The sequence below is a fragment of the Veillonella parvula genome (assembly GCF_036456085.1).
In the GTDB taxonomy this organism is placed as follows: domain Bacteria; phylum Bacillota; class Negativicutes; order Veillonellales; family Veillonellaceae; genus Veillonella; species Veillonella parvula_E.
Window position 1 is genome coordinate 507,495 of record NZ_CP138632.1, and the last position, 15,230, is coordinate 522,724.

At 37.8% G+C, this 15,230-nt stretch carries 12 protein-coding genes and 1 riboswitch; of the genes, 11 read left to right on the forward strand and 1 reads right to left on the reverse strand.

Annotated elements, in window-relative coordinates; genetic code table 11:
• Position 1 precedes the first annotated feature (1 nt).
• The 3 genes from PK1910_RS02440 to PK1910_RS02450 all read left to right on the forward strand — a co-directional run bounded on the left by PK1910_RS02440 (position 2) and on the right by PK1910_RS02450 (position 4,747).
• Positions 2-3,793 carry a PolC-type DNA polymerase III gene (locus tag PK1910_RS02440; protein WP_287511189.1) on the forward strand — a complete coding sequence of 1,264 codons (3,792 nt, stop codon included), beginning with the start codon at positions 2-4 and terminating at the stop codon, positions 3,791-3,793.
• A gap of 202 nt (positions 3,794-3,995) precedes the next feature.
• Complete coding sequence (locus tag PK1910_RS02445) at positions 3,996-4,232, forward strand: hypothetical protein (protein ID WP_155086313.1); 237 nt, start codon at positions 3,996-3,998, stop codon at positions 4,230-4,232.
• Between the two features lie 56 nt (positions 4,233-4,288).
• A complete protein-coding gene (locus PK1910_RS02450; RefSeq protein WP_119562970.1) occupies positions 4,289-4,747 on the forward strand; it encodes a hypothetical protein in 459 nt (152 codons plus the stop codon).
• A 95-nt stretch (positions 4,748-4,842) separates the two neighbouring features.
• Here PK1910_RS02450 and poxB read toward each other — a convergent pair whose 3' ends face one another.
• Positions 4,843-6,585 carry a ubiquinone-dependent pyruvate dehydrogenase gene (gene poxB, locus PK1910_RS02455; protein WP_119562969.1) on the reverse strand — a complete coding sequence of 581 codons (1,743 nt, stop codon included), beginning with the start codon at positions 6,583-6,585 and terminating at the stop codon, positions 4,843-4,845.
• A gap of 293 nt (positions 6,586-6,878) precedes the next feature.
• A riboswitch (FMN riboswitch) is annotated at positions 6,879-6,994 on the forward strand.
• A gap of 67 nt (positions 6,995-7,061) precedes the next feature.
• Here poxB and ribD point away from each other — a divergent pair.
• The 8 genes from ribD to PK1910_RS02495 all read left to right on the forward strand — a co-directional run bounded on the left by ribD (position 7,062) and on the right by PK1910_RS02495 (position 15,167).
• Positions 7,062-8,276 carry a bifunctional diaminohydroxyphosphoribosylaminopyrimidine deaminase/5-amino-6-(5-phosphoribosylamino)uracil reductase RibD gene (ribD, locus tag PK1910_RS02460; RefSeq protein WP_287511192.1) on the forward strand — a complete coding sequence of 405 codons (1,215 nt, stop codon included), beginning with the start codon at positions 7,062-7,064 and terminating at the stop codon, positions 8,274-8,276.
• Complete coding sequence (locus PK1910_RS02465) at positions 8,257-8,913, forward strand: riboflavin synthase (protein WP_012864388.1); 657 nt, start codon at positions 8,257-8,259, stop codon at positions 8,911-8,913. The genes ribD and PK1910_RS02465 overlap by 20 nt, the downstream gene beginning before the upstream one ends.
• Positions 8,914-8,928: 15 nt before the next feature.
• Positions 8,929-10,131 (forward strand): bifunctional 3,4-dihydroxy-2-butanone-4-phosphate synthase/GTP cyclohydrolase II, encoded by a 1,203-nt coding sequence (locus PK1910_RS02470; protein ID WP_287511194.1) that lies wholly within the window; start codon positions 8,929-8,931, stop codon positions 10,129-10,131.
• Between the two features lie 69 nt (positions 10,132-10,200).
• Positions 10,201-10,662, forward strand: coding sequence for a 6,7-dimethyl-8-ribityllumazine synthase (ribH, locus tag PK1910_RS02475; protein WP_004697404.1), 462 nt, complete (start codon positions 10,201-10,203; stop codon positions 10,660-10,662).
• Between the two features lie 197 nt (positions 10,663-10,859).
• The gene (gene hslO, locus PK1910_RS02480) at positions 10,860-11,738 is read left to right on the forward strand and encodes an Hsp33 family molecular chaperone HslO (RefSeq protein ID WP_004695868.1); all 879 of its coding nucleotides are present in this window, start codon (positions 10,860-10,862) and stop codon (positions 11,736-11,738) included.
• Between the two features lie 109 nt (positions 11,739-11,847).
• Entirely contained in the window at positions 11,848-12,642 is a 795-nt protein-coding gene (gene mtnP / locus PK1910_RS02485; RefSeq protein ID WP_004695866.1) for an S-methyl-5'-thioadenosine phosphorylase, read from the forward strand.
• Positions 12,643-12,684: 42 nt separating this feature from the next.
• A complete protein-coding gene (mtnA, locus tag PK1910_RS02490) occupies positions 12,685-13,749 on the forward strand; it encodes an S-methyl-5-thioribose-1-phosphate isomerase (RefSeq protein WP_331299347.1) in 1,065 nt (354 codons plus the stop codon).
• Between the two features lie 173 nt (positions 13,750-13,922).
• Complete coding sequence (locus tag PK1910_RS02495) at positions 13,923-15,167, forward strand: adenosylhomocysteinase (protein ID WP_004697218.1); 1,245 nt, start codon at positions 13,923-13,925, stop codon at positions 15,165-15,167.
• The last annotated feature ends 63 nt before the right edge of the window (positions 15,168-15,230 follow it).

Genomic DNA, 15,230 nt, shown 5'->3' on the forward strand with positions numbered 1-15,230 from the left:
AATGAAAGTACGTTATCGTGTTGTACCAAAACAGAATAAGAAATCATCCTTCTATGTGAACTGTCATAGCCAACATGTGACGATTCAAGCAGCAGACTCTGCATTTTCCACATTGCTTAGTCTACGTGAAAGGTTGTCTGCATGGTATAAGGAAAAAAATATCTCTTTTGATGATATTCCAACAAATACAGATACAGCTTGTTGCTTTGCTTGGAAAGTAGATACTGAAACGGGTGAAGGGTTAGATACCTATTATTATGGCGGTGGCTGTGGTGCTGGTGAATGGATTGAAGCGGCTGAAGCACAACGTGAAGCTGAAGAGGCTAAAAATCAAGAACCTAGAGGCAAGTCTTTTGCGGGTTATGACCAACAACATGAATATGATGATGTAGACGAAGATGATTTTGCCCCATTTGTAGAAGCTATTGAATTAGGCTATTTCAACAATAGTCCAGTTGTTGTGTCTCGTTCTAATCATACGGCTGCCGAATCTAGCAGTAGTGATACTATCGCATCTGTGAGCAGTACACCTAAAGCAAGCAAAGGCTTTGGACCTAAAAAAACTACAAAATCTACGGCTAAAGGAAGTGAAGGGGATGGTAAATATCCTCGTCGTGTACCAAAGGATGCACCTACTGATGAAGGCATGATTTTAGGACCTAAAATTGAAGGGGTCACATCTAAAATCATGGGCACCTTGGATACACCTAGTGTAATTTTTGAAGGTGTCTTTGTTGGTTTAGATAAACGTGATACTAAGACGGGTAAAAGTATCGTTAACGGCAGCATTGTAGATGATACAAATAGCATTAAATTTATCAAGTTTACGAACAGTCCTGAAGAAGGGGATGAATTACTAAAACAACTAAAAGGCTTACAACGGGTTCGCGTACAAGGTAGTGTTAGCTTTGATGATCGTTTTGACAAGGATTATATTCTTTCTATTCGCAGTATTGAAGCAATAGAAACTACTAGTGTGGAACGAACTGAAAATCGTCCGGACTCTCGTGTGGAACTCCACTTACATACCAAGATGAGTGATAAAGATGCTCTTGTATCTGTAAAAGACTTGTTTAAAACAATTAAAAAATGGGGCCATCCTGCGGTGGCTATTACGGACCATGGCGTAGTACAAGCCTTCCCAGAAGCGCAAGCTCTTGGTAAGGAGTTAGGTGTTAAAGTTATCTATGGTGTAGAAGGTTACCTCATCGAAGATGAAACGGTAATAAAAGATGAAGAGCCTGTACTAGATAAAAAGAAAAAGAAAGAAAAAGATAAACGGTACCATATTATTTTATTAGCTAAGAATATGGTTGGTTTGCGTAATTTATATAAAATGATTTCCATTTCTCACCTTGAACATTACAAAGTTCGTCCGCGTTTGCCTCGCTCCGTTATTGAAGAACATCGTGAAGGTATTATCATCGGTTCTGCCTGTGAAGCAGGGGAGCTTATGCAATCCATTGTTCGTGGAGCTACAAAAGAAGAGCTTTTGGAAGTAGCATCCTTCTACGATTATCTTGAGATTCAACCACATACTAACAATACGTTTTTGGTTCGTAAAGGTCTCATGCCCGACGAGCAGGCACTTATTGATATGAATAAGACCGTTATCGAATTAGGAGAAGCCTTAAACAAACCTGTATGTGCTACTTGTGACGTTCACTACCTGACACCAGAAGAAAAAATTTATCGTGAAATCATGTTAACTGCATGTGGTTATCCAGATGCAGACGAACAGCCAGATTTACATTTACGTACTACAGATGAAATGCTTGCGTCCTTCCCTTATTTAAGCGAAGAGAAAGCATACGAAGTAGTCGTTACTAATACACGTGCTATTAATGATAGCATTGAAGATATTAAGCCAGTGCCTGATGGTACATATTCACCTAAGATTGAAGGTGCTGACGAAGCTTTCACAGAAATGTGCTATAGAAATGCGAAGGCTATTTATGGTGATCTATTGCCTCGTGTCGTACAAGAACGTCTCGATTATGAATTGGATTGTATTATTTCCAATGGTTACGGCGTATTGTATTACATCGCTCATAAGCTGGTAAAAAAATCTCTTGATGATGGGTATCTCGTAGGTTCCCGTGGTTCCGTAGGGTCATCCTTTGCCGCTACCATGTCTGAGATTACAGAGGTAAACCCATTACCGCCTCATTATGTATGCCCTAACTGTAAATATTCAGAATTCTTTGAAAAGGGTGAATATGCAGGGGGCTTTGACTTGCCTCGTAAAGACTGTCCTGAATGCGGTCATGCTTTACAAACAAATGGTCACGATATTCCATTTGCTATTTTCCTTGGTTTCGAAGGTGATAAGGTTCCAGATATTGACCTTAACTTCTCTGGTGATTACCAAGCAAAAGCTCACAAATATACGGAAGAACTATTTGGCCGTGATAATGTATTTAAAGCAGGTACAATCGGCACTATAGCAGATAAAACTGCTTTTGGTTATGTTAAAAAGTACGCCGAAATTAGAGACATTCAAGCTCGTAATGGTTTTTTTGAACATTTAGCAAAGGGCTTTACAAATGTGAAGAATACTACAGGCCAACATCCTGGTGGTATTATGGTATGTCCTCGAGATATGGATGTGCATCACTTTACGCCAATTCAACATCCAGCTAATAAAAAGGAAAGTGGCGTATTAACGACACACTTTGATTATCACTCCATTGAAGGTCGTATGACTAAGCTTGATATTCTGGGCCATGATGATCCGACCATTATTCGTATGTTAGAGGATTTGACTGGTATCGATGCTAAGACAATACCATTTGATGATCCAAAGACATTAAGCTTGTTCTCCTCTACAGAGGGGATTGGTTTAACACCTGAGCAATTGCAAGGTGACCAAGTAGCTAGCTTGGCTGTTCCAGAATGTGGCACGAAATTCGTACGGGGCATGCTTGAAGACTCTCGTCCCCAAACATTCTCTGATTTAGTTCGTATTTCTGGCTTTTCACATGGTACAAACGTATGGCTTGACAATGCGCAAGATCTCATTAAAAATGGTACTTGTAAGTTGAATGAAGCCATTTCAACACGTGACGACGTAATGAACTTCTTGATTCATCGTGGTATGGATAGAAAACATAGTTTCTTCGTAATGGAAAACGTTCGTAAAGGTAAGGGTATTGAAAAACGAAATAAACAAGGGCAAGCTACGACGGAATTTGAAGCAGAAATGCGTGAAAATAATATTCCTGAATGGTTTATTGAATCTTGTAAAAAGATTTCCTATCTATTCCCACGGGCCCATGCGGTAGCTTACGTAATGATGGCTTTCCGTATTGCTTGGTTTAAGGTATATCATCCATTGGCATTTTATGCAGCTTACTTCTCCATTCGTGCGAAAGCCTTCGATTTACGGATCATGACAGGGGACCTCAAAACACAATTGACCGAGTTTAACCGTATCAAGGCTCTTGATCGTGCTGCCAGTCCTAAAGATAAGGACCTTATGAGTGCCTTGGAAGTATCTATGGAGATGTATCAACGGGGCTATCGTTTTATTAATGTAGATATTCAACATTCCGAAGCTAGACGCTTTAGTATTAAGGATGGCGCTTTATTGCCACCATTCTTAGCCATTGATTCTCTAGGTGAAACAGTGGCTGATGCTATCGTCGAGGAAAGAAATGAACGTCCATTTACATCTCTAAAAGACTTACAACGCCGTTGTAAAGTATCAAATACCATCATTGATCTTATGAAAGACCTCAAATGCTGTGGTGAACTTCCTGAAGACGAACAAATGTCACTGTTTGGAGCATAATAAAATATAAGATAAGACTTAAATACAAAGTAAGCACTATATACCAAATGTTGATATAGTGCTTATTTTTATGTAGTTTGCTACAATATAATTAATATATATCATTGGTGCAAGGGAGTGTTATGTAATGATAAGTGGGGTATTAAAAGTTTTAGGAATCAACTCATCGGATTGTAATGATTATAAAGAACCCAAAATAAATTTGGAAGGTAATAATAGTGAATCTAACATCACTGAGGAAGTGCAAAATCACGATGTTGAACTAGAATTTTGGGATATTGAGTCTGAGGATACACCAGTACTAGAAGAATCAGATATTCCAGGTGTATACTTTAATGAATTCCTGGAATATGTAGATGAAGAGGGGAATATATTATCTCCATCAGAGGTCGATGCGATACGGTATAAAGAGGATTACGAGGATGACTATTATAGATAGAAATAATTAAAGTGTAATTTTTATCTTGTTATTATATTAAAGTAAGTTGGTGAATTATGAGAGTTCCAATATATGAAGCTTTAGCACACTATAAAAAAAATGAAGAGCTACCTTATACAGAATATTTTGGATTAGGATTTTTTTCTGATATATCATTAGCTGAAGAGGCTCTAGTTGAATCTAAAATATTGTCTGGATTTTCTAAGTTAAATGATGATTCCTTTTCTATAAAAACTCACTATTTAAATGATTGTACTCATATAGGTGATGATATTAACTATGAAATAGTAAATAACAAAATTTATGGTGTTTGGTATGATTACGATATAGATCCATATTATTCCAGTTCTGGATACATAGGTTTATTTAGCACTTTAGAATATGCAGAGAAAGCATTAGATTGGTATAAGACCTGGGATATATTTAATGTATATGGTTTAGATTGTTTAGGAATTGATACAATTACTCTCAATTTAAGGGGCTGGACTGAAGGTTTTATAACAGTATATGATTAAAATTATGCAATAAAAGAGGTGTCATCATTTGATGACGCCTCTTTTTGAAAGTTTTGCAGTTTATTTATTTTGGCAGATTTTGTAAATTGGCAATATTAGTATAGGGATTTATATTTCATCCAGTTTGTTTTGGCCATTTCTTTAAGCTCTGTACCACGGCCATCAAGGATTGCATTGATCAAGTATTTGCTGAAGCCCTTAGCTTGTTGATATGCAATTTTAGGAGGCATAGCAAGTTCTTGTTTATCTACGCGAACATTAACGATGACTGGGCCATTATGGTTAAGGGCTTCCATGATTTTTTCATCAACTTCGCTAGAGTTATGAATGCTCACACCTTTGATACCAGCAGCTTCAGCAAGTTTACCGAAATCTGGATTTACAAAGTCTGTAGCGTAGTCTAGATAACCAGAAGCTTTCATTTCCATAGCGATAAAGCTAAGTTCTTCGTTATTGAATACAAAGATTTTAACTGGTAAGTTAAGTTGTTTTAATGTTAACATTTCGCCCATCATCATTGTAAAGCCACCATCACCAGAGAGGGAGATGACTTGACGGTTAGGACATGCATTTTGAGCACCAATAGCATGCATCATAGCATTCGCCATAGACCCATGGTTATAGGAACCTAAGATGCGACGTTTACCATTTGTTTTTAAGTGACGAGCAGTCCAAATAACTGGAGTACCTACGTCAAAGGTAAAGATTGCGTCTTCTGCTGCTAGTTTATTGAGGCGATTTACGAAGTATTGAGGGTGAATTGCTACACCATCTGGTTCAGCTACGGCATAACTATCTAAATCAGCTCTAAATTTTGTATATGCTTTACGTACAGTATCAATAAATTCAGTATCACCACGTTGGCCTACAAGAGGTAATAATTCTTTTAACGTATCTTTTACAGTACCAATGATACCTTGTGTAAGAGGTACGCGACGACCTAAAGCACTAGGATCTCTATCTACTTGTATTACTTTCGCATTTTCTGGATAGAATGGACGATAAGGGAAGTCTGTACCAAGCATTACCAATGTATCACATTGTTCAATAGCACGGTAGCCAGATGTATAGCCTAATAGGCCAGTCATACCTACATCATATGGATTATCCCATTCAACCCATTCTTTACCTCTGAAAGCATGTACAACCGGTGCTTGTAAGCGTTTTGCTAATTCTACTACTTCGTCATGAGCACCTTCACAGCCGGCACCACAGAATAGGGTAATACGTTTGCCTGTTTCTAAATGAGCCGCCATTTCTTCAATATCTTCTCGTTGTGGAACGATATGAGGTAAACGAGGTGGGTTCCACACAGGTAATTCATCAATTTCCATTTCCATAACTGCAACGTCCCCAGGAAGAACGATAACAGCAACATCTTGGTTACCAACAGCAGCGTTCATAGCACGGAATAGAATTTCCGGCATTTGTTTAGGATTGGATACAAGTTCGCAGAAACAAGAACATTCTTTAAATAAGTTTTCTGGATGTGTTTCTTGGAAATAGTTCAAACCTACTTCAGATTGAGGAATGTGAGAAGCAATGGCCAATACTGGAACACGATTGCGATGGCAGTCGAAGAGACCATTAATTAAGTGTAAGTTGCCAGGACCAGAGCTACCAGCACATACAGTTAGTTTATGAGTTAGGGATGCTTCTGCACCGGCAGCAAAGGCTGCTGTTTCTTCATGTCGTACATGTTCAAAAGCAATTTTACCATTGCGGCGTAAACTATCATTTACAGAGTTTAGACTATCTCCAGTGATACCGTAAATGCGTTCGATGCCCGCATTGGCTAAGACTTCTATAAGTACATCAGAAATTCGTTTTTTTGCCATATTATCACCTATATTTAATAATTACTATCATTAAAATATGGTTATCCAAACCATATATACTATATTAGACTTGTTTAACTTGTAATTATGTGATAAAAGTTACTATTTACTGTATACATAGTTTATATATGTTTATATTAAAAGTAAATATATATTATTATTTATATTGTTCTAGTATTTGTGTTCTAAAAATTATATTTTAATTAAATTATTTAATATTCTTTCTCAATACAAAACTATTATTCTTGCATAACATTAATAAAAGTGTTACTATTAATTCATAAACAAAATAGATAAGTCTTTGGGGATAGGTGAAATTCCTTACCGGCGGTAAAGTCCGCGAACCTTTTTGGTATGAATCGGTGCAATTCCGATACCGACAGTAGAGTCTGGATGAGAAAAGACGAGGCACGTTTGTTGTGCGCATTTATGATGACCCAAGGACTATGTAATAGTCCTTTTTTTATTGAGGTGATATGGTGGATGACGTAGTATATATGAAGCGCGCCATTGAACTGGCAAAATTAGCCACAGGTCACACCTCACCAAATCCTTTGGTTGGTGCTGTTGTGGTAAAAGATAATACAATAATCGGTGAAGGTTATCACCATAAAGCTGGTACAGCTCATGCTGAGGTGCATGCACTAAATCAAGCAGGTGATAATGCCAAAGGTGCTACTTTATACGTAACATTAGAGCCATGTTCCCATTATGGAAAAACACCACCTTGTGCGCTTCGTATCATTGAGGCTGGTATAGCTAAAGTAATAGTAGGTAGTACGGATCCAAATCCACTAGTTTCTGGAAAAGGAATGGAGTTACTTCGTGAAGCAGGTATTGAGGTTGTTTGCCCCGTATGTAGTGATGAATGTGCTGAACTAAATGAGCATTTCTTTACCTATATACAGACAGGTAAGCCTTTTGTCACTCTAAAAAGTGCTATGTCACTAGATGGGAAAATTGCTACATCTACTGGACAATCTCAATGGATTACAAATGAGTCCTCTCGTCGTGATGGACATGTGTTGCGTGCCACGCATGATGCCATGCTCGTTGGAATTGGTACAATTTTGGCAGATAATCCACAGTTAAATTGTCGTTTAACGGATAGTGAATTATCAGATGCGTTATTAGATAAAAGCATACTTGGTGAACCGATTACGATTCATCAACCAGATGTAATTATCTTGGATAGTCTAGGTAGAACGCCTACTACCAGTCAGGTTTTTGACGTAGAAAATCGCAAGGTGCATATCTTAGTATCTAAAGGTTGTCCAAAAGAGCGAATTCAGGCTTTAGAAAACGTAGGTGCCATTGTTACCGTAGTAGAATCTATTTCTACACGTAAAAGTAAGAGTACTGACGTTGTTATCGATATTAAGAAATTATCTATCGATGATATTCTTACAAAACTAGGTGAACTAGGTTACACATCTATTCTTGTTGAAGGTGGATCTGCAATTATCAGTTCCTTTGTGGAAACGAAGAACTTTGATAAGGTCGTAACATATATTGGAAATACCATTATTGGTGGTAACGATGCAACACCAGCTGTAGGAGGTCGAGGTTTTGAAAGTTTAAAGGCTTCGCCACAACTAACTTTCACCAAGATTAAAGTATTAGATAATAACATTCGCATTGAAGCGTATCGTCAAGGAAGGAGGGGCGCTTATGTTCACGGGAATCGTTGAAGAAATTGGCCGCGTCGAGAACATTAAAAAGGGCCCTAAATCCTTAACCATAACAATTCGAGGAGAAAAAATTTTTAGCGATTTAAAAGTTGGTGATTCCGTAGCTGTTAATGGGGTGTGCTTGACGGCCACAACGATTGGCAATAGTATATTTACAGCGGATGTGATGCCAGAATCCATTAAGATGACTACGTTTACTAATTTGAAAGTCCATCAACCAGTCAACTTAGAGCGAGCTATGCTTGCTAATGGTAGATTTGGTGGTCACATTGTGGCAGGCCATGTAGATGGTACAGGTCGTATTATTAATCGTGAACAAACGGATAATGCCATTATCTTTACTATCGAGGCTCCAAAATCCGTTATGGATTATGTTATCTATAAGGGCTCCATTACCATCGATGGAATTAGCCTCACAATTATGCGACGAACAGAAAGTAGTTTTTCCGTCTCTATCATTCCTCACACTTTGAGTGAAACTATTTTAGGTTTTACTCATATTGGAACAGAGGTCAATTTAGAAACGGATATTGCTGGACGATATATTCGTCATTTTATGAATCTTGGTAGTGAACCTACCGAAGAAAAGCCTAAAAAATCTATGCAATCCCTCTTAGTAGAGAATGGATTTATATAAGTAAGGAGCGTTCCTATGAGCGAACAATTACATTCTATTAATGAAGTCTTACAAGACCTTAAAACTGGTAAACCTGTTATTATCGTTGATGATGAAAGCCGTGAAAACGAAGGTGATCTTATCATTGCTGCAGAGTTTGCGACGCAAGAAAACATTAACTTCATGGTTAAATACGCTCGCGGTATCGTATGTACGCCTATGCGCCGCGAAGCGTTAGAAAAACTTGGCATTCCTGCAATGGTTACCAAAAATACTGATAACCATGAAACTGCTTTTACTGTGACTGTGGATCATGTAGATACTACAACAGGCGTATCTCCTGCAGAGCGTGCTTTTACAATTCAAAAACTATTAGATCCTAATGCGAAACCTCAAGATTTCCGTCGTCCAGGTCACGTATTTCCACTTGTATATAAAGAGGGTGGCGTATTGGTACGTCAAGGTCATACTGAGGCATCTATCGACCTTTGTCGCCTAGCAGGGTTACAAGAGGCTGCCGTTATTTGTGAAATTACTAAAGACGATGGCGATATGGCCCGTTTGCCAGATCTTATGAAATTTGCTAAGGAGCATGACTTGAAAATTGCTTCTGTAGCAGAACTTATAGAATATCGTAAACAACATGAAGATATGGTTGAGCTTGGTGCTTGTTCTAAGTTGCCTACTAAATTTGGTGATTTTAATATCTTTGTATTTAAAAATGAATTAGATCATAAAGAGCATTTAGCTATCGTAAAGGGCAATGTTCAAGATTGTAGCGATGTGCTTGTACGTATTCATTCTGAATGTTTAACAGGCGATGTATTTGGTTCTAAGCGCTGTGATTGTGGCGAACAATTAGACAATGCATTGCGTGCTATTGAAAAAGAAGGCAAAGGCGTTGTAGTATACATGCGTCAAGAGGGCCGTGGCATTGGTTTGACCAATAAAATTAAAGCCTATGCATTACAAGAACAGGGCCTTGATACAGTAGAAGCAAATGAACAATTAGGCTTCCCTGCAGATATGCGTGAATATTCCTTAGCGGCTCAAATTATCCGTTTCTTGGGTATTAAAAGCATCCGCTTATTAACTAACAATCCCGAAAAGCGTCATGGCTTAGAACATTGGGGAATCAATGTAACTAGCCGTGTACCACTCATCATTGCTGCAAATAAATTTAATGCAGGCTATTTAAAAACAAAAGAAGAAAAAATGGGTCATATGTTGGAAGACTAATTAACTTTCACCATATAACTCGGTCGTTACATATATATTTCCTTAGATGGAATAGAGGAGGTCAACATAATGATGGTTCAAGAAGGTAACTTATTAGGTACTGGTAAGAAATTTGCTATTATCGGTTCTCGTTTCAACGAGTTCATTACATCTAAATTAATCGGAGGCGCTGAAGATTGTTTACTTCGTCACGATGTTAAACAAGAGGATATTACAGTAATTTGGGTTCCAGGTGCTTATGAGATTCCTTTGATTGCTAAGAAAGCAGCTTTATCTGGTCGTTATGATGCAGTTATTTGTGTAGGTGCTGTTATTCGTGGGGCCACTACTCATTATGATTATGTATGCAACGAAGTAGCTAAAGGTATCGCACATGTATCTTTGGAAACTGGTATTCCTGTTATGTTTGGTGTAGTAACTACTGAAAACATTGAGCAAGCTATCGAACGCGCAGGTACAAAAGCGGGTAATAAAGGTTATGATTGTGCGATGGGTGCAATCGAAATGGTTAACCTTATCGATCAAATCTAAGAATTGTATATATAACACTCAGTATCTTATGGTACTGGGTGTTTTTATATCATCGAAAATATGTTCTTTTAAATTTAAATAAGACTAGACGAACATATATTCTCTATTATTGAAAGTTAAATATTTGACATGATATACTATATAAGCAATATAAAAGTAATACCTTAATAAAATCAGTAGAAATAAGGAATGATAGAATGGATTATATAAAACGTTTTACAACCCGAGAAGGGGTTCGTATGTCTTTAGCTGTAACAACCGATACAGTTGAAACAGCTCGTGTACGTCATGATTTATGGCCTGTAGCAACAGCTGCTTTAGGTCGTGCTATGACGGGAGCTATTTTATTAGCTGGTGATTTTAAAAACCATGAAAACGTAAGTCTTCGTATTAAAGGTGATGGTCCACTAGGTGTAGTTCACGTAGATGCATTCTCTGATAATACGGTTCGAGGCTATGTAGATGAGCCACATGTTGATGTACCTTTAAAGCATGCTGGTAAGCTTGATGTTGGTGCTGCCGTAGGTCATAATGGGGAAGTACAAGTGACTCGTTTCACGCAGTTAGCGCAAGACTATACTTCTACAAGCCCGATTCAAAGTGGTGAAGTGGCAGAGGATTTGGCATATTATTTATATGCATCTGAACAAGTACCGTCTACGATTAGTTTAGGTGTATTAGTAGATCCAGATTACCATACAGTTGTAGCTGGAGGTTTTATCGTACAAGCCTTACCGGATGCTACAGATGAAGCATTAGCACAAGTAGAAAAGAATATTAATGAACTTGGTCCTATTACAGAATATTTGAAAGCAAATCCAGATGGTAAAGGTCTTATGGAACGCGTTCTCGATGGTTTAACTGTGAATGAAGTATATAATGAACCAATTCATTTCCAATGCCGTTGTGGTCGTGATCGCTTTGCCAGTGTGCTAATGACATTACGTGAAGAAGATAAGAATGCTATTTTGGAAGATGACGTAACAGAGCTTGTTTGCCATTATTGTAATGAAAAATATCATTTCACACGTGAAGAGTTACAAAATATGTTCATCCCAAAAGGTCTAATTCAATAAAAACTTTATAATATGTAGAAAAAATACAGGCTACTAGGTTTTTCCTATAGCCTGTTTTTCTATTCTATGAGAAAATAAAAGATAGAGTTATTAATAATAGGAGGTCACAATGAGTGCAATTGGCGTAATTGGTGGTACTGGTGTTTATGATCCGTCCATCTTTGAAAATATTCATGAAGAATCCTTAGTGACACCATATGGTGAAATAGATTATGTACAAGGTACATACCACGGGAAAACTGTAATCTTTGTAGCTCGTCACGGCAAAGATCATACAATTCCTCCACACAAAATTAACTATCGTGCTAATATTTGGGGCCTCAAAAAACTAGGCGTTACATTTATTATCTCCACGACAGCAGTAGGTTCTTTAAATGAGAACTTTAAGCCAGGTCATTTTGTGTTGACTGATCAATTCTTAGATTTCACAAAGAACCGCATCACTACGTTTTATGAAGGTGGGGACCGTCCAGTGGCACATCTTGATGTAACAAATCCATACTGCCCTGAATTGCGTAATATTCTTCAAAAGGTAGGTACGGAACAAGGCCTTACGATACACAATGGCGGTACCTATGTATGTACTGAAGGCCCTCGTTTTGAGACTCCTGCAGAAATCAAAATGTTCCACATGCTCGGTGGCGATACAGTAGGTATGACAAATGTACCGGAAGTAAATTTAGCGAATGAAGCTGAAATGGCATATGCTACGATCTCTATGATTACCAACTATGCAGCAGGTATTTCTGAATCTGCTTTGACACATGCGGAAGTTGTAGAAATGATGGGCAATATGGCGGCTCAACTAAAATCTCTTATCTTAGGAGCTATTGATGCAATCGATGTGGATGCTCGTTATGATGCTCATAATCGCATGCATGAATATGGTGGTTTTAAACTATAATCAACTCATAATGATACACAATAGTTCATCGAAGGAGAAGTTATGATTAATATTGAATGGCGTAAAGATACGCTGGCACTATTAGATCAAACTAAATTGCCTACTGAAATTACATACGTTCACTGTACAGATTGGCGCCAAGTGGCCGAAGCTATTAAAATGCTTCGCGTTCGTGGAGCACCTGCTATTGGCGTAGCTGCTAGTTATGGTCTCATTTTAGCTGCTATGGAAGCAGGACGTTTAGAGGCGCCATTTAGTGAACAACTTACAAACTTATATGAGTTTAGTGAGACCTTAAAAGAAACTCGCCCTACAGCAATCAACTTAGCTTGGGCTGTAGATCGTGTCATTTCTCTTGTGAAAACTAATGTTGACAGTATGTCCTCAATGAGTGAAGTAGTAGACCTCATTACAAAAGAGGCTATTATCATTCACGAAGAAGATGTATCTTTGAATAGACGTATGGCCGAAGCAGGGGCTACATTATTTGAAGGTAAAAAGAATATTCGCATCTTAACTCATTGTAATGCTGGTGCACTAGCTACAGGTGGCCTAGGAACAGCTCTTGGTGTTGTTCGAAAATTACATGAAAACGGTCAATTAGAACGCGTATATGCTGATGAAACACGTCCATTATTACAAGGTGCTCGACTTACAGCCTTTGAACTTCACGAGGATGGTATTCCTATTACTCTTGAAACTGATAATATGGCCGCCTATGCGATGCAACATGGGTTAATTGATGCTGTTATCGTCGGTGCTGACCGCATCACTACAAAAGGAGATGTAGCCAATAAAATTGGTACCTATGGTGTGGCTGTACTAGCTAAATTCCACAATATTCCGTTCTATGTAGCCGCTCCTTATAGTACATTTGACTTTACTCTGGAAAATGGTGGAGATATTCCTATTGAGATGCGCAATGATGATGAAGTAATCGCTTTACACGGTGTTCAAACAGCCCCTAGTGGTATTGATGTACTTAATCCTGCATTCGATGTAACACCTCATGAACTTGTAACAGCGATTATCACCGAAGAGGGAGTATTGACTCCAAACTATGAAGAGTCAATCGGTAAGCTACGCCAGATTGTAGAATCTAAATAGTCTATTATCTTAATGATTAGCTTATTAAGCATTCTATATAAGCAATATATTATCTATATAAGTAAGTATCTACAACGATATTAACAAAATTATATAGTATCAATAAATCTAAGTAGATTTACTATCAACTATTTATTTTATTGTATCTACTTGTATGAGTAAAAGGAGATATTATGCAATCTTTAATTAGAGATATAAATTTAGCAACAGAAGGTCGCAAAAAAATTGATTGGGTTTCTAACTTTATGCCTACATTAAACACATTAGGTGACCGTTTTGAAGCAGAACAAACTTTCAAAGGCCAAACAATTGTTGTTAGTGTTCACTTGGAAGCAAAAACAGCATACCTTGCGACTGTATTAAAACGCGGTGGTGCAGATGTAATTGTAACGGGCTCCAATCCGTTATCTACACAAGACGATGTAGCTGCAGGTCTTGTAGATATGGGCATTACTGTATATGCTTGGTACGATTGTACTGATGAAGAATATTTTAACTTCCTCCATAAAGCACTTGATCACAAACCACATATTATCATTGATGATGGTGGTGATTTAGTAAATCTATTGCATACTACACGTCAAGATGCAAAAGAACGTTTGTTAGGGGGGAGTGAAGAAACTACAACAGGTGTACATCGTTTATATGCATTAGAGAACGCTAAACAATTAACATTCCCTATGATTGCTGTCAATGACTCTTACTGTAAATATCTTTTCGATAATCGCTATGGTACAGGTCAGTCCGTTTGGGATGGTATCATGCGCACTACGAACTTGACTGTAACAGGTAAGAACGTTGTTGTTGCTGGTTATGGCTGGTGTGGTAAAGGCGTTGCGATGCGTGCAAAAGGCCTTGGTGCACACGTATATGTAACTGAAGTAGATCCAATTAAAGCTATAGAGGCTGTATTTGATGGTTTCAAGGTATTGCCTATGATTGAAGCCGCTAAGGTTGGGGATATCTTCTGTACTGTAACAGGTTGTAAAGATGTTATTGTAAAAGAGCATTACAAAGTGATGAAAGATAAAGCTATCTTATGTAATGCTGGTCACTTTGATTGCGAAGTGAACGTTTCTGATCTTACTGAACTTGCTGTAAGCCACGAACGAGTTCGTCAAAATATTGAAGGCTATACTATGTCTGATGGTCGTAAACTCTATGTATTGGCTGAAGGCCGTCTAGTAAACCTTGCAGCTGGCGATGGTCACCCTGCAGAAATTATGGACTTGTCATTTGCTATGCAAGCCCTTGCTGCAGAGTATATCTTGAAAAACGGTAAAGAAATGGATCCAAAAGTATACGTATTGCCTCATGAATTAGATGTGGAAATCGCTAAACTTAAGTTGAACTCCATGGGCTATGACTTAGATTCTTTAACACAAGAACAAATCGATTATCTAACAAAAGTAAACTAATACTGTATTGAAATATAATGGTTTCTGTAATACATTTTGTATCTAAACTATACTAACTTTCAA

Coding starts and splice junctions, on each gene's coding strand:
- poxB (WP_119562969.1), bottom strand. CDS start 6,585: ATGGCAAAAAAACGAATTTCTGATGTACTTATAGAAGTCTTAGCCAAT.
- ribD (WP_287511192.1), top strand. CDS start 7,062: ATGGTGGATGACGTAGTATATATGAAGCGCGCCATTGAACTGGCAAAA.
- PK1910_RS02470 (WP_287511194.1), top strand. CDS start 8,929: ATGAGCGAACAATTACATTCTATTAATGAAGTCTTACAAGACCTTAAA.
- ribH (WP_004697404.1), top strand. CDS start 10,201: ATGATGGTTCAAGAAGGTAACTTATTAGGTACTGGTAAGAAATTTGCT.
- PK1910_RS02450 (WP_119562970.1), top strand. CDS start 4,289: ATGAGAGTTCCAATATATGAAGCTTTAGCACACTATAAAAAAAATGAA.
- hslO (WP_004695868.1), top strand. CDS start 10,860: ATGGATTATATAAAACGTTTTACAACCCGAGAAGGGGTTCGTATGTCT.
- PK1910_RS02465 (WP_012864388.1), top strand. CDS start 8,257: ATGTTCACGGGAATCGTTGAAGAAATTGGCCGCGTCGAGAACATTAAA.
- PK1910_RS02440 (WP_287511189.1), top strand. CDS start 2: ATGAAAGTACGTTATCGTGTTGTACCAAAACAGAATAAGAAATCATCC.
- PK1910_RS02495 (WP_004697218.1), top strand. CDS start 13,923: ATGCAATCTTTAATTAGAGATATAAATTTAGCAACAGAAGGTCGCAAA.
- mtnA (WP_331299347.1), top strand. CDS start 12,685: ATGATTAATATTGAATGGCGTAAAGATACGCTGGCACTATTAGATCAA.
- mtnP (WP_004695866.1), top strand. CDS start 11,848: ATGAGTGCAATTGGCGTAATTGGTGGTACTGGTGTTTATGATCCGTCC.